The organism is Eisenibacter elegans DSM 3317 (genome assembly GCF_000430505.1).
Classification (GTDB): Bacteria; Bacteroidota; Bacteroidia; order Cytophagales; family Microscillaceae; genus Eisenibacter; species Eisenibacter elegans.
On sequence record NZ_KE387152.1, the window covers coordinates 332344 to 352999 of the forward strand.

Below are 20656 nucleotides of genomic sequence, written 5' to 3' on the forward strand. Positions count from 1 at the left end.
CATCTTCAGCTTAAAGACAATGAGAGGGTGTAGTGATGGGGTGTTGTTTATATCCAACCACAATTGGTTTGGGAAATCTGCGTACTGAAAATCCTTGATAATCAAGGGAATCAAATCCTGTAAATCTTCAAATCTTGTGAATCTTGGTATAAAATGTACAGTGGGGCAAGCTTTTACAAACCCGTAAGGCTGCTTCACAAAATATCTGAAGAAATATTTGGTGCGTTTATCTCCTAGCTGGGCTTGCCTTCTATACCAAATGCATAGGAAGCCGCACAGGAAGTTATATACCACATCACCCCAAAACCCAATCAATATGAAAAACCTAACACCAAGTACTCTGTGCGTTGCCCTGATGATGTTTTTAATAGGCGGCAGTGTCAGTGCTCAAACCATTACCAACCAAACTTGGTAGTTTGCCAGTGCCACTACACTTTCAGGCGATTTGGACGACGACTTCGTAATGAAACTTGGTAAAAGATTTTACGACTGTATGCTCTATTTCGAGGAAGAGGATATGATGGACATCAAGTTGCCATCTATCAACTATTATGTGGAGTAGGAGTACAATGCAGATACCAAGGTCTTTCTTGACAATGAACCTCGGTGACAAGGATAGAGACGCATTTCTGAATTTTTTGAGAGACTACGGATATAAGTGTTATCGACAGATGGAGGCGCTCATTTTAGAGTTTTTGCAAATTCCCAATGGCAAGGTAGACCAAAGTGCCAAGAGGATGTTTAATCTCATTTTCACCAAAAAATAGCAAGCTTATGCATTATTTAAAAACGTTACTGACAGCCTTGTTGTTATCAATCACTATTGGTGTTCAAGCGCAAAACTTTCAGGATTTTGTGGCGCTTTTTGAGCAGCTTCAAGCTCCGAAGACTTGGACTACCGAAGACATCAAACAATGGGCTGCCAAAAGCTCAGATGTACCGGCGCACCTAAAAAGTATTTTTTTCAGACCATGTAGAGGAGACTCCCAGTCAGTATCTGCCTTTGGCGCCGTATCGAGCAAGGCAATACGGTCATCATCTTGTTCAGCAGTTTTACGGAAGCGTATGACCCTGCTCAAAATAGAGAAATACACATTCATTTGCTTTGTTTTGATCGCCCCAAAGCACAACGCATAGGGGTAGACCAATCTTACATTTTTTCGGCAGGGGGTGGGGGGATTATAGACAACCTGTATGAAGGGAAGATGGAAACCGATGCCAAAACCTACTTGCGGGTTGAACTAAAAGGCGGCACTCCATCTGACAAGAAAGCCCAATACAAAATCACGAAAAAGGGGCTTGCGTTTGAAAAGTATTATTAAACCTCACACCACTGGGTATTTTTGGAAAAGGCGTGATTAAACCCGATAAAAATTGGAGGCCCTGTGTTCTTGAATTCTTGAGTACCAAGAAAGTAAAGCCTTGTGATTTTTGGTATAAATGAGCCAATACTAAAAAAACCCGTGAGTTGAGCACGGGTTTTTTAGGGTTACCAAAGTAACAGTCTTAGTGCAATGATTTTTCATTGATGCGCAAGATTCCGATAAAATGGAACAAGCGGATGATGGGGTATACCGGATCAAACTCGTACCATTTTACGGCAAAGTTGAGGCGGTTGGGGAGCTTGTGGTGGTTATTTTGGAAAAGCTCTCCAAGCATTACCACATCGGCAATAAGGGAGTTTTTAGAGTTGTCATTGTTGTCAAAGTTGCTGTAGCCATATTTGTGGCCACTCCAGTTGACAATAGCGCCGTGGATAGGCCCCATAAAGAAGTGTACTGGAAGCAATGCGAACAAATACCAAGGCATACCCATATACACATAAGCTGCAATGTATAGCAATGTATAGAAAGTACCCCAAGCTATGCGTGAAACCCAAGACTCACCCAATTTTTCGAGCATTTCCCAAGAAGGGTAGTGCATATCAAAACGGGGAGGGGTGGGAATACGACGCTTGAGCACTCCTACATAGATGTCCTTAGTTTTCCACATCATATGCCAAATATTCTTGGCGTGTACAGGAGAGTGTGGATCTTGTTCTGTGTCGCTATAGGCGTGGTGCATACGATGCAAGATAGCATAAGCACGTGGGCTTAGGTACGATGCACCTTGTGTAACATAGGTAAGGAAGCCAAAATAACGCTCCCAAAACTTGTTCATCGTGAACATCTGATGCGCAGCATAACGGTGCAGATAGAAGGTCTGGCAGAAAAGCGCCAAATACCAATGCACAAGGAAGAAAATTAGCACAAATAGCACGTCAATAATGAGTTAAGTGAATAAATAAAACAGGCGTGCAACAAACGCTTCAGTAGGGTGTTTGGGTTTAGGCAAGCGCGAATTGAATATTTCCAATTTGGTGTTGCACTGCATCATGCAAGATGGCAAATAAAGTAACATTATCCTACCTTTTGAATGATTAAATCTGAGTTGGTACAGATTACCCGACCAATAGCAAGATTTGACCTCTCAACAACCGTTGTTTAGTGATTTTGAGATGCGACCTACTGGGGTTTGTCGTGTGGTACACGATGGATAAACGCCACAAACGCACAAATTGGGGTAACAAGTAGTATCTTTGTTTGGAAATAAAATCAAGAGCGTGTGTTGCGTGTAGCCTTTGCCGTTTTTTTTATATTGGCCGGCCTATCGGCTTGTAGCTTTTGGGAGCCGTCGGGTAGCCTCAGGCAGGTCAGTGTTCCTACACAACGGGCAGTATTTGTCTTTGAAAAAAACGCCTTCACTACTAATGATACGCTACACCTTGGGGATAAAGTCATCCTGAATTGGCTGTTGTTACATTGTTTTGAAACACCTCTGCCCAACCCGCCTGTGGAGGTGGTTTATGAAGGTAGAATCCTGCTTTACAATAAGTACATTGCTGAGCCTCTGGCAGTGCTGGAATTTTCGTTGCAAACACCAGCGCATATCCGATACATCCTCAAAGGCAAGACCTACTACCGACAGATAGACCGTGCTGGGGTTGATTTCTTGCATACGGCCAAAACCCAAGGCTGGGTGTTTTCGCTCGAAGGCTTTTAGGGGGAATTTGGCAAAATACTTGTTTGAAGGATGACTCAATAGGTTATATCATAGTCTGTGTGTGCTGAAGGGTGAAGGGGTAGCTGCTTGGGTTACCGCCGAAAGCTGCTGGGTTTACTACCTTGAAGGAGGACATATGAGCCAAATAAGGCATATATCTGACTGCCAGGACTATAAATGTATTGTTTTGAAATCACTAAACCTTTATAATGATGCGAATAACTATTTTGTGTAATCTATGCTTGTTTGTGCTATTATTTGCAGAGACTGGTTTGTTGGCACAATCTACAGGAGAAAATCATTTTTACAGACACCTAAAGGGTAAGCTAGGAACTAAGAACATCACTTGGGAGTGGCATCAGCTGCCTGAGACGATGAGTGTAAAGATGTACCAAACAACAGTAGTGATGTGGGTGGAGGGAGCCGCTACACCGTACTACCTGCGGGGTAACGGGCTACAGGCAATGGGGGATAGCCTGTATCTGAAGGAATACCATACCCTGTTGATGGATGAGGCCGAGCCTAAAGCACATTGGAAACTGCGTTGGAATGCTGTCAATAATACGATGATTGGAGAGCGCATACCGACAGATTTGCCCAAACCGCAAGAGGTCAGCCTCAGGGAGCAGTACCCCAAAGGGGTGCTGCGGATGGAGCCCGAATGGTTGATGCGTCGTTCTAACAACGAACAGTCGAAGGCCGTGGCAAGCATTTGGGGTTTGGAGGTACGTAGCGGGAGCAAAAAAGCGCAAATGCGTATCAATGCGTGGCTACAAGACTCGCTCTACCAGCAGGCTTCGGTGTTTATGAATGGTTTTATTCAGAATTACGAAAACGATGCTGCCCTAGGGCTGACCCAAACCCACGAAGAGGCATATAAAAAAATACGCATCACTCATAATACCGACCAAACCTTGTCGGTCTTGTTGGAGCGGTTTATCAGCCACGGACTGGGGCAGCCCGAATACCAGCTCTCGGCCTATATTTTTGACAGCCACACCGGAGAGCTCATCCCGCCACAAGCGTTGTTTTTGCCACAAACGGAAGACACACTTGGGCGTTTATTGGCACAGACACTACGGCAGGTAGCCAAGGTGCCGCCAAGCCTCAGCTTGGCCGACTATGGGTTCATTGCGCCTGACGAGCGCCTCCCTGTCAGCCAAAATATCATCCTAGTAGGTGAGGGGCTTTGTTTTATCTACAATCCCTACGAGATTAGCTCTGCGGCAGCAGGTACCATCACACTCTACCTGCCCTACAAACAGCTCAAAGGGCTAATCCACACAGCCAAAGTCCCAAAGTTTCGCTAGTGTGGTATGAGGCGGCTATGGTGTGGGAAATAGTTGCGTTTTTTGTAGTTTTGTCAGTCAAAACAAGCTCCTAACCCCAACCCTTGGGGCTGGGTTCACGTTAGCGGGGGTGTGTTTTGTAGAAGATTCCTTATTCAGAAAAACGCAATAACTCAAATATCATAGTGATGATGTACCTATCCCGTTGGTGGAATTTTTGCCTATTTATTCATCTCATCGGCCTATTGAGCTTTGGCAACTGGCCACAAGCCCAAGCTGCCGACCGTGTCAAGAGCGCTTACAAAATGCTCGAAAAAGGCGAGTTTGACAAGGCCCGCGCCCTGATAGACAAAAACCTCGAAAAAGAACCCAACAATGCCGGGGCTTGGTATGTGTTGGCACGGTACTACCTATGGGAGGGCAACCCTGCTCTGCATCTGGATTCGTCGTATTTGGCCATCCTCCAAACGGCCAAATTCTATCCCGAAAGCGATGAAAAAGCCCGTAAGGGTTGGCTCGAAATAGGCCTAGACGAGCAGGCCATCGCCCAACACCGCAGCCAATGTGAGCAGATGGCCTTTAGCAAGGCGCAAAAGCTACATACCATAGAAGCTTACCAAGCTTTCATTGACCGCTATACGACAGCGCCCCAACTGCCTCAAGCACTGAGTGTACGCAATGCCCTAGCTTGGAACAAGGCCGAATTTGCCAATACCGTAGAGGCGTATGCCGCCTTTATGGAGGCTTACCCCGATGCCCAACAATATGCCAAGGCCAAAGAACGCTATGATGCTCTTGTATTTGCCAAAGCCACTGCTTCGGGCGACTTGGAAGCTTACCGCGCTTTTGTCAAAGAACACCCTAACAACGAATTTAGCCTAGAGGCATACAAGGCCATTTTTGATTATGAGACCTTTGCCAACACCCCGATAGTTTATACCAACTTTATCAGCCAAAATCCCCAAAACCCTTACATAAATTTGGCTTATGATTGGTTGCTGGCTTGGTACGAAACCAACGAATCTCTTGATGCTTTTGCTCAAGCATATCCTAATTATCCCGACGCAGCACGGCTCAAAAGCCTGCAAGAAGTGGATGTGTTGCAGTACCTGCCTATTTTTGAAAACAAACGTTACGGCTATGTCGATGAGCATGGGAAGCAACGTATTACTCCGCAGTACCTCTCCATCCCGACAGATTATCTCTGCGAAAGTGTGGCGACCAACTACCTCCTTATTACCGACCAAAACCTACAAGGAGTCATCGACAAGATGGGTAAAACCATTATTCCGGTAATGTATGATTATGTAGAACTGTTGGAGCTGGGTATTTTCAAAGTACACCTCGATGGCAAAGACGGCCTAATACACCGCAATGGGCTGACGCTGCTCAATACGGAGTATGACCTGATTGAGCGCTTCAGTGCACAGTTGGTCAAAATAAAACAAAGAGGACTGTGGGGGTTGGCTACCCACAGCGGGCGTGTGGTGTTGCCCTGTAAGTTTGAGGCCGTGGATATGATTGGTGGGAATTTTGTGCGGGTGCGCAATGGCCAACGATACCATATCTTGGGCTATGAAGCTTTGGCCAAGATGATGTTGCAAAAGAATTTGCAGCTAGAACTGCCCTACCAACACGTAGCGTTGTTGAGCGAAGACTTTGCCCGTGTGCGTATCGATAGCGGCCAAGTAGGTGCTATTGATGTATATGGCAAAACGATTATCGCTCCACAGTTTGTTGGGGTGGAGCAACTCGGAGAGGCGTTTTTCCTCACCCACGAGGGCAAACAAAAGGCTCTCTGGACACGCCAAGGTCAGGCAATTCTGCCCGGGCAGCCTATCCAAGAAGCTAGGGCTGCGGGTCAACTGATTGCCGTAAAGATGGACAACAAATGGGGGCTGCTCAATGATAAGGGGGCGATGATGTTTGATTTTATCTATGATGACATCCGCTTTCTTGAAACGCTGCCCCTCCTGAGCCAAGGAAAACAACGCTGGGTGCTTTTTGCCGGAGCCGAAGCGCTGGCCGACTTGAGCAATGCCACAGATTTTAGCCTCATCAGAGGCAACTACGAAGGAGCAAAGCCCTACTTGATGCTCACACAAAACAAGCGCAAGGCGCTTTATAGCTTCGACGGAACACTCTTGCTCAAACCACTTTACGACGACATCACCATTCTCGATGCAGAGGTACTCAGTGTCAAGATGCAGCAAAAAGTAGGCTTGGTAACCTTTGACGGCCAAGAGGTGTTGCCGGCCAAATACCAAGGGATAAGCTATATGCAACCGGGCTTTTATGGTATTTTGGCCAACAACCGTTTTGGTGTTTTTCACCGTCCTACAGGCACACTCATCCCCCCAAGCTACGACCGCCTGCTCAAGCCCTACCCCCTCAATGACAGCAACTACTATTTTGTAGCCGAAAAGGAGGACTATTACGGCCTTATCAATGCCAAAAATCAAGTTGTTTTACCTTTTGATTTTGAAGAAATAAAACCTTGGAACGCGGCCTTTGCCCTAGTCAAAAACGAGGAAGGACTGTATGTAGCCCAGCCGCTCCAAGCTTCCAAAGACAAAAACCAAGTGCTCGAAAGCCTGCTGCCTACTGAAGGCCTGAGCGAAATATACCTCCTACGCGAGAGCCCTCAAGAGCGCCTGCTCTTGGGCAAAGGCGAAACCGACAAGGGAAAGGCTGTGTATGGGGTGTGGTCAAGTGTGAGGGGTAATATTGTGCCAATGCAGTATGACCTCGTCTACAACCTTGGCATCAAAGGCAACCCCGTATTTTTCTTGCAGGAGTACAATGCCCAGCGCGACGAATATACCGTCATCTATCAACACTACAATGGCCGTCAAATTTGGAGCCGTACGATGAAAGAATACGATTTCAAGCGCCTTTTATGTGATTAATACCATTATTCCCTTGCAACCCCATTTCTAACACGACAGATACACTTATGTCAAACACACGCAAACGCAAAAGCCCCAATACCAACACCCAGCGACGCAAGAAAAGCGGCCCAGCCAAAAAGCGCCCCGTGCTCATCACGGTCATCATCGCCTTACTGGTAGGAGGGTATTGGGCATACGAAAACAACTTTCTTGACCTGCGCTCTCGATTGGCGGGTTTGGTACAGCCCGTAGGAGAAGAGACCATAGTGGTGGGCGATGAGGAGCAACAGGTGCGCGACGAGCGCCAATCTCCTGACGGCAACGCCAGAGGCAATCGTGGGGAGGGTTCTTTTGATATCAACCACCCCGACTTTGGCCTGCCCGCCTACTCCGACAAGGATGTAGTGGTGAGGCATAGTGCCTTTGCCCTCTCCTATAACGAAGCCCACGAGCAGGCCGATTGGGTCGCCTATCGTTTGAAGAAGAACAATTTGCGCGGTGGGGTAGAACGTACCGACGACTTCCGCCCCGATCCCAAAATCCCGACACAGTCCGCCACCCCTGCCGACTATCGCGGCTCTGGCTATGACCGAGGCCACCTCGCCCCCGCCGGTGATTTCAAGTACTCAGAAAAGGCTATGTCCGAAACCTTTTTTATGAGCAATATGAGCCCACAAGCGCCTGATCTCAATCGAGGTATCTGGCGCATTTTAGAAGAGCAAATCCGTACTTGGGTACGCCGCGACGGTGAGTACTTCATCGTTACGGGGCCAATCCTTAAAGGGGGGCGTTTCCAAAAAATAGGAAAAAACAACGTCAGTGTGCCTAAGGAATATTACAAGGTCATCCTTGACCCCAAGACTCCCAAGGCCATCGCCTTTATTATGCGCAACGAAGGCTCCGACAAAGACCTCCAAACTTTTGTCGTAACTATCGAAGAGGTGGAGCGCCGTACAGGCATCGATTTCTTCCCGATGCTGCCCAACGACTTAGCACAGGAGTTGGAGAAAAATAAAAGACCGGAGCTTTGGTTTAAAAAATAAGCGCTGCTCCGTCAAGGATATCAACCCCTGAAAACCTAAGTGCATCTTGGCATAATGTTGATTGGGTATATCTTCTTACACACCACTGGACATCACCCACTCCTTTGCACAGGTCAAGTACAGGTCAAGGGAGGACGCAGTGAGCAAAACAGCAATAAAGAGCAAAAATGTCCGGTGGTGTAACTTTCTCACAAAATTGTCTCCGCCTATGTTCAGAGTAGTTGTTTATTGTACCCTCGCCATCAGTCTATTGGCTGGCCGCCTTTTTGGGCAAGAGCGAATTATTCACTCGCCTTCTGGGGTAGAGGTGATTTTTGTATTGGAAGACAATATGTTTCCGGAGAGTTGGCGCAAAAGCCCTATCAATGCTGAAGCCCGCCCTATAGCTCCGGCAGAAGTCGCTCGTACGATTCGGGTGGTAGAGCAAGCGCTCGACAAATATCCCGCCGAGATGCTCAAGCGGCATCTGGGTAAGGTGTATGTTTGTGAGTACCTTGCCTTTTATGGCCAAACATTTGGCGGCACCAACTCCCGAACCAATGTGTACTTGAGCAACGGCGGTGTCAAAAAAGGCTATACCGACCATTGTATCGAACAACTTTTCCACGCCGAGTTTTCGAGTATCTTGCTGCGCAATCACCCCCAATTTTGGGATGAGAAGGGCTGGCTGATGGCCAAAGACCCTCAGACAGCCTACGGAAAGGGAAGTGGTGTAGAGGCTATCCGTGATGGAGTTAGCAGCACAACCTTCAGTCCAGAATGGCACAAAAGAGGGTTCTTGTATCAATATGCAAACTCTAGCATCGAGAATGACTTCAATTCTTTTGCCAAGCAGATTTTTTGCCCCGAAGCCAAATTTTGGCAAGTAGTAGAAGCATATCCTTATTTGGCGCAAAAAAACACCTTGGCAATCGCTTTTTATCAAAAAATTCATCCGCAGTTTACACACACTTACTTCAAAGCATTTGAGAAAAAATGAGTTTACCGAAGCTTTCAGTAATTATTGAAACTTTGATAAACCCAAGCCGTTTAATCCCTTAGGTTCAGTTGGTATTATTTTATAATCACAAGACCATGGAAAGACGAACTTGGCTTCGGATAGATTTTGGACTACAGCTATTAGTTATTGCGACACAAGCCCTGTTGGTAGTCCTTTGGGTGGCTACAGAGTTAGTTCAACGACCTTTTCCCCTGTTATTGATTTTGGCTTTGTTGCTGCTTATCCCCTTGGGTATATACCAAATGGGAATCAGTGCTGTCCTCTACTTTAGCCGCTTTGCGGCCAGTGCCGGCGGGGAGGTAAAGCGCTGGCGGCGGTATCACCTAGTGGCGGCAGGACTGGCCTTGGTGATTTGGGTAACCTTGTATACGATAGAAGTTGCGAATCCAAACAATGGATGGGCGTTTTTGACGGCGTTCTTGGCGCTGTGGATGGCCGGATGGGTAGGGGCTTATGCAACGTATGTACAGCTCAAAAACGAGTAGTTTGATACAGATGTATCATTGACACCACGAACGGGATTTTTTCATCAAAGCAGCCCTGACTTGGAGTTAGTGTCCCAACTTCCTGATTACAATGAAGAACAACTTCAACCAATGCTATTCGTTTAGTTGTCTAAGTATTGACTAACAAACTTTTATCATATGGGCATACGAAGTTGGCTTCAAATAGATCTTTGGACACAGGGCATCTTGATTGCACTTCAGGCGCTGTGCCTGACACCTTGGGTGATTTTAGAACTGACTCAAAAGCCCCTGCCCTTGTTGATGCTCATTTTTATGTTTTTGATGATTCCTTTGGGGATATACCAAGTAGGCATCAGCACCGTAATATACTATCTCAACGGGCATCAGCAAGCTCCTTTAGAGGTCAAACGCTGGCGATTGTACCATATCATAGCCATCGGGCTGGCCTTAGGGCTTTGGTGGCTGATATACAGTATAAGCTTCGGAGAAGGAGAATGGGCGCTGACAATAGGCTTTTTGGGCTTATGGCTGACTGCCTATATCTGTGCCTATGCTACCTATCTACATTTTAGGAGCTTGTAACAACAAAACACACCTTATACCCAATCACAATTGGCTTGGGAAATCTGCGCACTGAAAATCCTTGATAATCAAGGAAATCAAATCCTGTAAATCCTCAAACCTTGTGAATCTTGGTATAAATACACGCACTACAATGGCTACAGAACCCAAACCCGTTATTCTGAAAAAAATGCTTGCTGACATTGCCGAGCGTTTTCCCTTGCGGCTAGAGCAACGACAACAAGATTCGTTGATATTGGTTTTGACGGCGATGTGTGCACTGTCAGCGGGGTGAGTTATTTATACCGAATTTGCAATGTGGTTTTGGGGGTATTATTATGAGTACAGATACATATACTATCTTGGCCACGACATCGTGAGCATAGGGATGATATCCTACGCCATTGTTTGTTTAGGCTTGCTCGCTATTCCTAGGCTGCTCAAACGGCTGCGTAAGCAAGGACTGGGTACATATTTATTATGTGTTGTTGCTCAACTTGGCGTGAATTTTTATCCACGGCTATGGGCTTAATTATTTGATTTTTAGTTTGATGTGGCTGTATGCGGCGTTTCAGGTACGTGCCCTTTTCATAAAGACGTAAAGTGGCATAGTTCCCAAACTTATGAGGGGCGCCATCGTAAAACATAGGCATAGATAATTTATCAATATTCACTAAACCAAATGATTTATGTCTAACGAAGTTATTCTAGAGAAAGAACTCTCTACTTACCTCATTGAAAAAGCCCCTTACACCTTTGAAGACAACCTCAAAGAGGTATTTTTAAAGTGGATACCGATTATTTCCCTGATTATACTGATTATATCAGCGCCGTTTTTGTTGGTGTACTTTGGTTTGGGAAGCGTTTTGGGTGGGTTGGTCTTCTTGGGCGGTGCTAGCTCAGGGTTTGCTTATTGGGTCACTTTTATTCTGACCATTGTAGTGGTTGGGTTTCGAGTAATCTCACTACAGGGTTTGTTTGGCCGTAAACGTCAAGGCTGGGTATTTATGTACTACGGCTTGTTGACGGATGTTTTGATGGCAATACTTACTTTGAGCTTCTTTTCACTTGTTTTTGATGTAGTTTGGTTATATATTGCTTTCCAAATAAAGGACAAGTACAACTAAGTACATTGTTAGACAATCACTCTTTTTTTGGGGGTAGGTAGCGGCACTTTTAGCAGATGAAGAAAAACAAACGTGTGTCGTACAAAACCATCTTTATTTGGAACAAGAGCCCTCTAATTGGAGTTATATTCTAAATCGGTTAAAAGCCAATCCATTGGGTTGGCTGTTTTGTTTTAATTCCTAAATCACATCAATGACACTCAACGCTGTTTGGTTTTCTATACATCCTACTTTTGATGCTACACAAACACAGGATTTGATGCAAGTACTGTGTTTTTTAGGTATTCAGTTGGGTGGCTTGCTGATGCTTTTTGTACAAATGTCCTCCGTACATTATCCCCGCTTGTGGGGCAATGCGCGTGCGTTGGTGGTTTTTGCTACGTTTTGTTGGGTATGGTTGGCTGGTTTTTGGTGTTTGCCTATGTTGGTGTTTGCCGCATTTGCCCAACAGCGCCTGATGAGCCGAACCAAAGCCCAAGGGGTAGACAACCCCTTGTTGATGAGCCTACAGAGGAAGCTTGTAAGCCTGCTTTCGGTGGCTTTTGTGCTTGTGTTTGCTGTGGGGCCCTCGTTTCCGCTGGCTATTTTGTTGGGCATTGGGCTGCTGCCGGCAATGAGCTTTTATCTGATTATCCAAGCAAAACAGCTCGACACACACCCACATCAGAAAGCGATGCCCCTCTTTGGGATGATGGCCTTGTTGACTATGGCCTATGTATTGGTATGGCCGTTGGAGGCTTGGTTGCCCGCAGGTTTGGTTGCTTCTCAGATTTTTCTGATTATCTCCGCAGGATTATTATTTTTGGTTGGATTGGGGCTTTGGTGGCTAACTCCCAAGACTGCGCCTACCGCATAATCACATTTCCCAAAAAAGTAGCGATATCTTTCTCTAAGGCTTTGAGCGCCATAGCTACCTGAAGCAGTTCATCTTGGGCTTCGGGCGTGGTGGCGGCTTCGAGCGCCTGCATATTAAGGCGTATCTGCTCACGGATATGGCGGAGTTTGAGGTGCAGAATAGCCCTGTAAACCAAGCTACCCAGCATCTCCTCATCCTTAGGGATATATACCTCGTGTTTTTCGTACCAATTGTTGCTTACCTCTCGTTTTTGCGCCATCAATATAGCTACTTCACGACGTACTTCAGGGTCGGGGTGGGTTAGGAAAACCTCGGCTACAGGTACTTCTCCTTCGAGTAAATATTGTTTGTAAGTATCCGCAATTTTTTGATATATAGGATTTTGAAGCTTTAGGTCGGCTATTTCTTGCAAAAAATACCGGCAAAGTGTCAGGTCTTGCTCCAACTCATAGTGAGCATAGTAGAGCAACATTCGGATATTTTCGCGTTCTTGTTGGAGCAAGGCCGAAGGTAGCGCCTCTTCGGGTGGTTTGGGAAGAGGAGGAGCCTCCGGTGCTTCAGATTCTGGTGTGGGGGCGCTTTGTTTCTGAGCGGCTTTGAGCAAGAGCTTGTTTACCTCTGTCATAATGGTCTCTTCGCCAATGCGCATCCGCTCTGAGGTATGCTGTACCCACACAGCCCTGGCGATAGCATCAGGAATTTTGGCAATTGACTGAACAATCTCCCGCAGTACTTCGGTACGTTTGAGCGGGTCATTGCCTGCGTCTTGGAGGAACAACGCTGTTTTGAAGGTGATAAAGTCCGTTGCTTGGGTATCGAGATATTGGCGGAAAGCCTCTTCTCCCACGGCCTGCACATAGCTATCAGGGTCTTGGCCATCGGGCAACACCGCTACTTTTACGTTCAGCCCTTGTTCCAAAATCAAGTCTAGCCCGCGCAATGCAGCCTTGATGCCGGCAGCATCCCCGTCATATACCACGGTAACATTAGGCGTAAACCGCCCGATAAGTCGGATTTGTTCTACGGTCAGCGCCGTACCCGACGAAGAGACCACATGTTTGATACCCGCCTGATGTAACGAAATGACATCGGTATAACCTTCGACCAACAGGCATTCGTTGAGCTCACGGATAGCTTTTTTGGCAAAATACAACCCATAGAGTACCTGTCCTTTATGATAAATAGGTGTTTCGGGGGAGTTGAGGTATTTGGCCTGCTTGGCTTCCTTGGTCAGGAGGCGTGCACCAAAGGCGATGACCTTTCCGGCGAGATTGTGTATAGGAAACATCACCCGCTCGCGGAAGCGGTCATATGTCTTGCCGGCTTCATTGGTACTGCTCAGGCCGGCCTTGATGAGGGTTTCGAGCGTATAACCGTGCCCGAGGGCGTGTTGGGTGAAGGCATCCCAAGCGGCGGGGCTAAAGCCTAGCTCAAAGTGTTTGACTGTTTGGGGAAGGAAGCCACGCTCTTTGAAATAGCTTTGCCCAATACGCCCGTCTTCGTGCTCATAGAGGTGTTTTTGGTAATATTGCTTGGCATACTCCATCGCAATCAGCAGGCTTTCGCGAGCTTGAAGCTCGGCGCGGTGCTCGTCGGGCGAACCACCTTCATACTCCACCTCGATGTTGTATTTTTTGGCCAAATAGGCCAGTGCCTCAGGGTAGCTAAGCTGCTCGTGTTCCATGATGAAGGTGATGGCATCGCCCCCCGCGCCACAGCCAAAGCATTTGTAAATCCCCTTGGCCGGATTGACCGAAAAGGAGGCTGTCCGTTCATTATGAAAAGGACAGGGAGCCCACCAGTTGTTGCCCTTGCGCTTGAGCGAAAGGAAATCTTCGACCACCTCCAACACATTCATCTGTTGGCGGATGGTCTCGGCGGTATTTAGGGAGATGCGCATAGCTACAGTCAACAGTCAATATTTGGATAAAGGTAGGGCTTTCTGGCTGGAAGGACAAACAGATAAAGCCCAAAAATCAGCCAGATGCACCTGTGAGGTATAGGCTACAAAAAGCCATCCCGCATAACTGGGGATGACTTATGTTGGTATGTTTGGGGCTGTAGGTTATTTTTTACGCTTTTGTTGTGTGTAGTCCAGCGCCAGATGACACAGTGCCCGCAGCCCGGTTTTCATACCGGCTTCGTCTATATAAAAGTCAGGAGTATGGTGTGGAGGTGCTTTGGCGGGGTCGTTGCCTAGGGTCATTCCGCCAATGAAGAAGAACAGTGCGGGAATTTTTTCACCATAACACCCAAAGTCCTCTGCACCCGTAACAGCATTCATCAACAGCACCTTGTCAGCACCTGCTACTCTTTGCAGTGTAGGCAACATTTGGGCGGTAAGCTCTGGCTGGTTGTAGGTCAATGGAGCCGCTTTGATGATTTCGACCTCGGCCTCTGCGCCGGAGCTTTCGGCGATTTTGGTGGCCGTACGGTGAATATCAGCGTGAAGCTTGTCGCGCATCGAGGCATTGAGTGTGCGGATGGTGCCGGTGAGCATCACCTCTTCAGGAATGATATTGTTGCGCACCCCTCCGTGAATAGCCCCAATCGTAATGACAGCAGCCTCACGGGTTAGTTCGGTTTGGCGGCTGACGACTGTCTGCAAGCCCTGTATGATTTGGGCAGCGGCTACTACGGGGTCTACCCCGGTCCAGGGGGTGGAGCCGTGGGTTTGTTTGCCCTTGACCTTGATTTGGAGGATGTCTGCAGCGGCCATAATACCTTCCGGTTTGTAGCGGATAGTGCCTACCTCGGTAGCCGAGTTGATGTGTAGGCCAAACATGACCTCTAGCCCAAAGCGCTCTATCAGACCTTCTTCGACCATCAGCGCCGCGCCGCCCTTTTCGCCCGGAGGGGGGCCTTCTTCAGCAGGCTGGAAGACAAACACAATCGTACCGCTGAGCTCGTTTTTTAGCTGGCTCAGGATGTCGGCGGCGGCCATCAGGATAGCCACGTGGGTATCATGCCCGCAGGCGTGCATGACCCCCACCTCTTGGCCGTTGTATTCGCCAATGGCTTTTGAGGCAAAAGGCAAGTCTACACGCTCTTTTACGGGCAACGCATCCATATCGGCACGCAAGCCTACAGTAGGCCCGGGCTTCGCCCCTTTGAGCACCCCCACTACGCCGGTATGGGCAATTCCGGTATGTACCTCCAGCCCTAAGGAGCGCAGATGTGCGGCCACTTTTTCGGCGGTTTTAAACTCCCGGTTGGAGAGTTCGGGATTTTGGTGGATGTCGCGCCGCCATTCAATCATGCGCCCTTCGATGGCATCGGCCATTTGGGCTATCTTCTTGTCCACAGGGCTTTGTGCCCATAGTGATGTGGTACAAACCCAAAAGAACAATAAAGTCAATAAAGGTATGGGTCTAATCATTGTATCTGGAATAGAGGTTTGAAAATGAAGTTATCACAACTAAAGTTAAGCAAATATCCCGAACTTATGGGCAAAAGCCCCATATTGAAGGGGGGGCTTGTGCCAAGAGGCAAAAAATATGTATCTTTGCCCACAGGCAGTCCAGACCCCGTAGTTCAACCGGATAGAATAGAAGTTTCCTAAACTTTTGATGTGGGTTCGAGTCCCGCCGGGGTCACAATCACTTCTTAGAAAAGACTATGGCCGTTATTTTAATGCTTATTATTGCCGGCATCTTGGTAGCAGCCGGGTTTTTGTTGGCTTTTATTTGGGCAGTACGCAGTGGCCAATACGACGATACCGAGTCGCCGGCAGTACGCATCCTCTTTGATGACAAACCTAGGGGGCCACAAACAAATGCCAAAACACAAGAGAAAAAAACTTCCTAAAACCCAAGTATATCCAATAGGGTTGTTTATATTTGTGGCATATTCCAATATAATGAGCAAAATAATATGAAGACTTGGTTTGCCTGTACAGTCAAGTATGACAAAGAAGAGGGTGAAAAGGTACAAAAAGTAACCGAAAACTACTTGGTGGATGCCATCTCATTTTCGGAAGCCGAAACCCGTATGTATGAGGAGCTGGGCAGTGTCATCCGCTCAGAGTTTAAGGTACACAGCATCTCTCAAACAAAATTTGCCGATATATTCCCTTTTGACGATAGCGACCAGTGGTACCAATGTAAGATTTCGTATGTCAGCATCGACGAAAAAAGCGGCAAAGAGAAAAAAATCAGCCAAGTGATGCTGATTACGGCCACGGATGTCAAACAAGCGTATGAGCGCCTCGAAGAGCGCCTTAGCACGATGATTGTGCCTTATACCGTACACAGCATCTCTGAAAGTAAGATTCTCGAAATATTTGAATATGTCTCTTCCGAAGAGCGTCGCGTACGGCTTTTGAGCAAAGAAAGCGCAGAGGCATAACACAAGAAAATCAGCCATCCCATATGTTTGGGTTGGCTTTTTTCTTAGCACGCGCTCTTAGGGCGATTATTCCACAAACCAAGCGAAAGCGGCATCCCTATCAAGGAAATATTGCACCTGAGCTGGTGCCTCGCCTACAGTTTGCTCTGTAGACAAATGGGCAACCAAATCTTGTGGTACTACAATTGCAAACTTTTCTACACCCACACTAAGGCAAGCTTCTCAGCGATGTCTTGCATAGATAGGCCGTCAAAGTAATAATAAGTCATCACTTCCCTACAAGTTTTGCCCAAACTATGATTCATTTCGAGGAAATTTACTTTTCCTGATTTTATCAAAAATACAAATTTGAAACCTGAAAAAGGCTAATCAAGCTCTGTAGGTTTGTAGACAGAAGAACGGGGTTAGATAGGTGGTTGAGTATGTTTCAAGATTCGTTGGGTGTCGATTTGGTCTTGAGCCAGGGCGGTTTGCATTGCTTCAAGGCCATCAAATTTTTTATCCTCCCTGATTTTCTCTATAAACCATATCCGTGCTGATTTTCCGTATACATCTTGTTCAAAGTCAAATAAATGAGCTTCTATTTTGGTGGCTGTACCGTCTACAGTGGGGCGTTTGCCGATATAAAGCATAGCCTGATGTAGTTGCCCTTCGATGGCTACATATACGGCATAGATACCTGTTTGGGGAACAATCTTGTACGCAGCTTGGGGTTGGATATTGGCTGTTGGGAAGCCGATGGTACGGCCTATCTTGTCGCCGTGAACAATCGTACCTTGCAGGGTATAAGGAGCGCCAAGGTATTCGGCAGCCGTACGCACATCACCGGCCTGAAGGGCTTGACGAATTTTGGTGGAGCTTACGCCGATGTGGTCGATGTCTTGTCTTGGGATTTCTTCTACCTCAAAGCCAAAGCGCTGAGCATTTTGTTGGAGAAAATGGATATCGCCAGCGCGTTTCTGACCAAAGCGGTGGTCATACCCAATGACGATATGGCTGGTACCGATACCGTCTACATAGACTTTTTGCACATATTCTTCGGGAGAGAGTTGTGAGAACTCGGGTGTAAAAGGGATAATGACCAAGTGGTCGAGGCCGAGGGCTTCGAGACCTTGGGCTTTCTCTTCAATGGTAGAAAGCAGTTGGAGTGTTTCGCCGCTGGCGTGGCCTACTACCAAGCGGGGGTGAGGCCAAAAGGTAATCACGACGGTTTCGGCCTTGGGTTGGGCTTGCTTTAGCTCCAACAGGCGGCGGAAAATTTTTTGATGACCGATGTGTACCCCGTCAAAAGTACCGCTCGTTACGATGGCTTGAGATAAACGACTGAATTGGGATAAGCCTTGGTGTATTTGCATAAAAGATTCGGAGTCAAAGAAGCGCTAAGAAGTTTGCGCGGCTGCTGTTTTGGGGCGAGGGGCATATTGCCTTTCATTGAGGGCTTGGTAGGCAGAGGCGGGTATTTTGCTCTCAAAATCGCTGGGTTGTGGTTGTGGGGCTATCCAATCTAGGAAGCCTTTGACCCACGCATAGGCCAAGCCAAGCGCCAAGATACCTACAAAGATGAGGGCTTCTAATAAGGCAAACCAACCCCATCGGCCTTGGGTTTCTTGAATCAGGGTTTCGTTGCCAAATATCACTGCCCAAGGGAAGAGGCAGACCAGCTCTACATCAAAAAGCAGGAAAATCAGCGCTACCACATAAAACCGCACATTGAACTGCCCCCAGGCTGTTCCTACGGCTTCTTCTCCACATTCGTAGGCTTTATTTTTTTCTACATTAGGGCGGTGTGGGCGGATAATCCAAGCCGTTACCAGGCCGGCTACCACAAAAAACACGGCAGCGCCCAAAAAGAGCAAGATGTTGCCAAAAGCGGCTATGTCGGGAGTAAGCATCGTTTTAGGGTGTTAGTCGGTGTCTAATACACGTAAGATTTTAAACTCTGTTCGGCGGTTCTGTTCGTTGGCTTCTTGGGTATCAATGAGCAGTTCCTCTTCCCCATAGCCTCGTGCTACGATACGGCGTTCGTCTATCCCCTGATCGATGAGATAGCGCGTAGCCGATTCGGCACGCTTTTGAGACAGTACCAAGTTGTTGCGGTTCGTCCCGACAGCATCCGTATGAGAGCGGAGTTCGATGAATATTTCGGGATTATCTTTCAATATCTTGACGAGCTTGTCGAGCTCGGCGGCAGCATCGGGGCGGATGTCCCACTTATTGAAGTCATAGTTGATATTGCGCAAGACGAAAATCTCGTCTTTGATAATCTTCTTCAACTCTACTATCGCCTCTAGGGTAGTATCCGTAATGGCCTTGGTGAGCAGCTCTTCGGGGATGGCACGCCCGGCCATTGTAAAGTTTTCGGTTTTGAAGAAGAAGCCCTTTTTGCGTGCCGTGATGATGAGGTTTTGCGTAGCGGCAATGGGGAATTGGGCGTTGATACTACCGCGCTCGTCTGTCAGGAAGTTGTAGAGTAGTTTTTCATTGTTGTCATACACATTGACCTCCGCCCCGTCTACTGGCACAAGCGTGCTGTCAGCGCTGCCTTCTTCGATTGTCAGGATGGTGAGGAAATAGTTGACAATCTTGGTTTTGGGTGTTTGGTCAATGAATCGGTAGATATCGTCATCACCCTTGCCACCTTTGCGGTTAGAGGAGAAGTAGCCCGTACTGTCGGAGTCGAAAATGAGAGCAAAATCATCAGCAGAAGAGTTGAAGGGTACGCCTAGGTTGCGGATATTGATTTCTTTTCCGGTGCGGGTGGCCACAAAAAGGTCCAGCCCACCAAGGCCGGGGTGGCCATCGGAGGCAAAATAAAGCCGCCCATCATTAGCGATATAAGGAAACATATCGTTGCCCGGGGTATTGATTCGGGAGCCGAGGTTGCGAGCCCCGGTGATTTTGCCCAGCTCCTTTACGTCAGCCACGTAGAGGTCTATCCCGCCAAAGCCGCCTTTGCGGGTAGAAGCAAAGTACAAGCGTTTGCCATCGGGCGAGAAAAAGGGGCAGGCATCCCAGCCATCAGGATCGCTGATATCGAGGATTTTGGGCTCTGTCCATTCTCCCTCAAACTTGACACTGAAAAAAAGGTCTACATCTTCGGCCTCATCATCTTTGCCGCCACTGTTGCTGCGGGCAAAAACCATCATATTGCCGTCGGGGCTGAATGTAGGCGAAGACTCGTGTAGGCGGTCTGCATAGATATTATCTGTAAAAGGCTCAAAAAAACCACTGCACTTCTCTTGGTCTTTGAAGGTAAAAGCATAAATCCCCAGAAAGCCGGTGCCGGTAGTGTTATACACAGCGTCTTTGCGTGAGGAAGTGAAAAGCAGCTTGCCCTGATAAAACACGGGCGAAAACTCGGCAGCCGCCGTATTGAGCCCACCACAGTTGGTCAGTTTGATGAAGTGCTCCTGTTCGACGATTTCTTTGATAGTGGCCAAATGCTTTTCCTCTGCGCGAGCTAGCCGGATTTGGTTGGGGTCTTTGCCGCTGCGGATATAGGTTTTGAACTCGATGGCCGCTTCTTCATACTTGCCATTGATTTTGAGGGCTTGGGCATAATAAAAGCGGGCCTCGGTGGCTTCTTCGATATTGCCGTCAATGGCGGCTTTGTAATGTTCTTCGGCCAGTGCCAAGCGGTTTGAGAGGCGGTAGGCTTCGGCCAGTTGGTAGCTGATGCGCGCCTTGGGATAGCCTTTTTGGGCAGCTTGGTTATAAAGCTCGATGGCATCAGTAAATTCGGCTTTTTCAAAACTCTTATTGGCTTTGCGGTAAATAGCTCCGGCAGAGCCACAACCACTGAGCAGCAGCCCCAAGGCAGCGCAGGTTAGCAAAGAGATAAGTAAGCTTCTGTGTATCATTGGGTTGATATTTGAAAAAAGGCTCAAGACTGGTTGTGCCTGAGGGTGGTCTGATTAAAAAAGGCGGTTTGTAGGGTATAACACGAATGAGAAGACATTCGTTTGCCCGTAAAAATAGCATTTTTTTGCTTATTGGCACATTTTTACTCCTTTCTTTGGGGGAAGCTCTTGGG

20 protein-coding genes and 1 tRNA gene are annotated in these 20656 nt (G+C 47.5%); 15 read left to right on the top strand and 6 right to left on the bottom strand.

What is annotated here, in order from left to right; translation table 11 throughout:
- Positions 1-596 precede the first annotated feature (596 nt).
- Together G499_RS21825 and G499_RS0111690 are read left to right on the top strand one after the other, a co-directional pair.
- A complete protein-coding gene (locus G499_RS21825; RefSeq protein WP_154658427.1) occupies positions 597-767 on the top strand; it encodes a hypothetical protein in 171 nt (56 codons plus the stop codon).
- A gap of 273 nt (positions 768-1040) precedes the next feature.
- A complete protein-coding gene (locus tag G499_RS0111690; protein WP_211231615.1) occupies positions 1041-1322 on the top strand; it encodes a hypothetical protein in 282 nt (93 codons plus the stop codon).
- A gap of 184 nt (positions 1323-1506) precedes the next feature.
- On the opposite strand, the gene G499_RS19760 is transcribed toward G499_RS0111690, so the two are convergent.
- A complete protein-coding gene (locus tag G499_RS19760) occupies positions 1507-2259 on the bottom strand; it encodes an acyl-CoA desaturase (RefSeq protein ID WP_035727306.1) in 753 nt (250 codons plus the stop codon).
- Positions 2260-2604: 345 nt separating this feature from the next.
- Here G499_RS19760 and G499_RS0111700 point away from each other — a divergent pair, with 345 nt between their 5' ends.
- From G499_RS0111700 to G499_RS0111750, 10 genes are all read left to right on the top strand, one after another.
- Entirely contained in the window at positions 2605-3042 is a 438-nt protein-coding gene (locus G499_RS0111700) for a hypothetical protein (RefSeq protein WP_027000100.1), read from the top strand.
- A gap of 209 nt (positions 3043-3251) precedes the next feature.
- The gene (locus G499_RS0111705; RefSeq protein WP_154658428.1) at positions 3252-4352 is read left to right on the top strand and encodes an RsiV family protein; all 1101 of its coding nucleotides are present in this window, start codon (positions 3252-3254) and stop codon (positions 4350-4352) included.
- 167 nt (positions 4353-4519) lie between these two features.
- Positions 4520-7240: a WG repeat-containing protein gene (locus G499_RS0111710; RefSeq protein ID WP_027000102.1), complete on the top strand. Its 2721-nt coding sequence runs from the start codon at positions 4520-4522 to the stop codon at positions 7238-7240.
- Positions 7241-7287: 47 nt separating this feature from the next.
- Entirely contained in the window at positions 7288-8265 is a 978-nt protein-coding gene (locus tag G499_RS19765; protein ID WP_051296197.1) for a DNA/RNA non-specific endonuclease, read from the top strand.
- Positions 8266-8473: 208 nt separating this feature from the next.
- Entirely contained in the window at positions 8474-9244 is a 771-nt protein-coding gene (locus G499_RS0111720) for a hypothetical protein (RefSeq protein ID WP_027000103.1), read from the top strand.
- 95 nt (positions 9245-9339) lie between these two features.
- The gene (locus G499_RS0111725; protein WP_027000104.1) at positions 9340-9750 is read left to right on the top strand and encodes a hypothetical protein; all 411 of its coding nucleotides are present in this window, start codon (positions 9340-9342) and stop codon (positions 9748-9750) included.
- Between the two features lie 159 nt (positions 9751-9909).
- A complete protein-coding gene (locus G499_RS0111730) occupies positions 9910-10314 on the top strand; it encodes a hypothetical protein (RefSeq protein WP_027000105.1) in 405 nt (134 codons plus the stop codon).
- A gap of 133 nt (positions 10315-10447) precedes the next feature.
- Positions 10448-10588: a hypothetical protein gene (locus G499_RS21830; RefSeq protein ID WP_154658429.1), complete on the top strand. Its 141-nt coding sequence runs from the start codon at positions 10448-10450 to the stop codon at positions 10586-10588.
- Between the two features lie 394 nt (positions 10589-10982).
- Positions 10983-11420: a hypothetical protein gene (locus G499_RS0111745; RefSeq protein WP_027000107.1), complete on the top strand. Its 438-nt coding sequence runs from the start codon at positions 10983-10985 to the stop codon at positions 11418-11420.
- 193 nt (positions 11421-11613) lie between these two features.
- Positions 11614-12276, top strand: coding sequence for a hypothetical protein (locus tag G499_RS0111750; RefSeq protein WP_027000108.1), 663 nt, complete (start codon positions 11614-11616; stop codon positions 12274-12276).
- On the opposite strand, the gene dnaG is transcribed toward G499_RS0111750, so the two are convergent.
- Both dnaG and G499_RS0111760 read right to left on the bottom strand, forming a co-directional pair.
- Positions 12266-14176: a DNA primase gene (gene dnaG / locus G499_RS0111755; RefSeq protein ID WP_027000109.1), complete on the bottom strand. Its 1911-nt coding sequence runs from the start codon at positions 14174-14176 to the stop codon at positions 12266-12268. The two genes, G499_RS0111750 and dnaG, sit on opposite strands and share 11 nt — an antisense overlap.
- Positions 14177-14341: 165 nt before the next feature.
- Positions 14342-15580 (bottom strand): amidohydrolase, encoded by a 1239-nt coding sequence (locus G499_RS0111760; protein WP_342663936.1) that lies wholly within the window; start codon positions 15578-15580, stop codon positions 14342-14344.
- Positions 15581-15799: 219 nt separating this feature from the next.
- On the opposite strand from G499_RS0111760, the gene G499_RS0111765 reads away from it, so the two are divergent.
- From G499_RS0111765 to G499_RS19770, 3 genes are all read left to right on the top strand, one after another.
- Positions 15800-15872 (top strand) — tRNA-Arg (locus tag G499_RS0111765).
- A 22-nt stretch (positions 15873-15894) separates the two neighbouring features.
- Complete coding sequence (gene ccoS / locus G499_RS0111770; protein ID WP_027000111.1) at positions 15895-16083, top strand: cbb3-type cytochrome oxidase assembly protein CcoS; 189 nt, start codon at positions 15895-15897, stop codon at positions 16081-16083.
- A gap of 66 nt (positions 16084-16149) precedes the next feature.
- Positions 16150-16623 (top strand): DUF4494 domain-containing protein, encoded by a 474-nt coding sequence (locus G499_RS19770; protein WP_051296198.1) that lies wholly within the window; start codon positions 16150-16152, stop codon positions 16621-16623.
- Positions 16624-17027: 404 nt separating this feature from the next.
- Here G499_RS19770 and G499_RS0111785 read toward each other — a convergent pair whose 3' ends face one another.
- The 3 genes from G499_RS0111785 to G499_RS19775 are packed head-to-tail and all read right to left on the bottom strand — an operon-like array spanning position 17028 to position 20483.
- Complete coding sequence (locus G499_RS0111785) at positions 17028-17978, bottom strand: bifunctional riboflavin kinase/FAD synthetase (protein ID WP_027000112.1); 951 nt, start codon at positions 17976-17978, stop codon at positions 17028-17030.
- 24 nt (positions 17979-18002) lie between these two features.
- Positions 18003-18515, bottom strand: a complete 513-nt coding sequence (locus G499_RS0111790) for an NADH-quinone oxidoreductase subunit A (protein ID WP_027000113.1) — start codon at positions 18513-18515, stop codon at positions 18003-18005.
- Positions 18516-18527: 12 nt separating this feature from the next.
- Positions 18528-20483: a CHU_0125 family OmpA-like outer membrane integrity protein gene (locus tag G499_RS19775; protein WP_051296199.1), complete on the bottom strand. Its 1956-nt coding sequence runs from the start codon at positions 20481-20483 to the stop codon at positions 18528-18530.
- Positions 20484-20656: the final 173 nt, after the last annotated feature.

Bases quoted from the DNA above. Each gene is read 5' to 3' on its own strand.
- G499_RS21825 (WP_154658427.1), top strand. From the start codon at position 597: ATGAACCTCGGTGACAAGGATAGAGACGCATTTCTGAATTTTTTGAGA.
- G499_RS0111705 (WP_154658428.1), top strand. From the start codon at position 3,252: ATGATGCGAATAACTATTTTGTGTAATCTATGCTTGTTTGTGCTATTA.
- G499_RS0111710 (WP_027000102.1), top strand. From the start codon at position 4,520: ATGATGTACCTATCCCGTTGGTGGAATTTTTGCCTATTTATTCATCTC.
- G499_RS19765 (WP_051296197.1), top strand. From the start codon at position 7,288: ATGTCAAACACACGCAAACGCAAAAGCCCCAATACCAACACCCAGCGA.
- G499_RS0111720 (WP_027000103.1), top strand. From the start codon at position 8,474: ATGTTCAGAGTAGTTGTTTATTGTACCCTCGCCATCAGTCTATTGGCT.
- G499_RS0111725 (WP_027000104.1), top strand. From the start codon at position 9,340: ATGGAAAGACGAACTTGGCTTCGGATAGATTTTGGACTACAGCTATTA.
- G499_RS0111730 (WP_027000105.1), top strand. From the start codon at position 9,910: ATGGGCATACGAAGTTGGCTTCAAATAGATCTTTGGACACAGGGCATC.
- G499_RS21830 (WP_154658429.1), top strand. From the start codon at position 10,448: ATGGCTACAGAACCCAAACCCGTTATTCTGAAAAAAATGCTTGCTGAC.
- G499_RS0111745 (WP_027000107.1), top strand. From the start codon at position 10,983: ATGTCTAACGAAGTTATTCTAGAGAAAGAACTCTCTACTTACCTCATT.
- G499_RS0111750 (WP_027000108.1), top strand. From the start codon at position 11,614: ATGACACTCAACGCTGTTTGGTTTTCTATACATCCTACTTTTGATGCT.
- dnaG (WP_027000109.1), bottom strand. From the start codon at position 14,176: ATGCGCATCTCCCTAAATACCGCCGAGACCATCCGCCAACAGATGAAT.
- ccoS (WP_027000111.1), top strand. From the start codon at position 15,895: ATGGCCGTTATTTTAATGCTTATTATTGCCGGCATCTTGGTAGCAGCC.
- G499_RS19770 (WP_051296198.1), top strand. From the start codon at position 16,150: ATGAAGACTTGGTTTGCCTGTACAGTCAAGTATGACAAAGAAGAGGGT.
- G499_RS0111785 (WP_027000112.1), bottom strand. From the start codon at position 17,978: ATGCAAATACACCAAGGCTTATCCCAATTCAGTCGTTTATCTCAAGCC.
- G499_RS0111790 (WP_027000113.1), bottom strand. From the start codon at position 18,515: ATGCTTACTCCCGACATAGCCGCTTTTGGCAACATCTTGCTCTTTTTG.
- G499_RS19775 (WP_051296199.1), bottom strand. From the start codon at position 20,483: ATGATACACAGAAGCTTACTTATCTCTTTGCTAACCTGCGCTGCCTTG.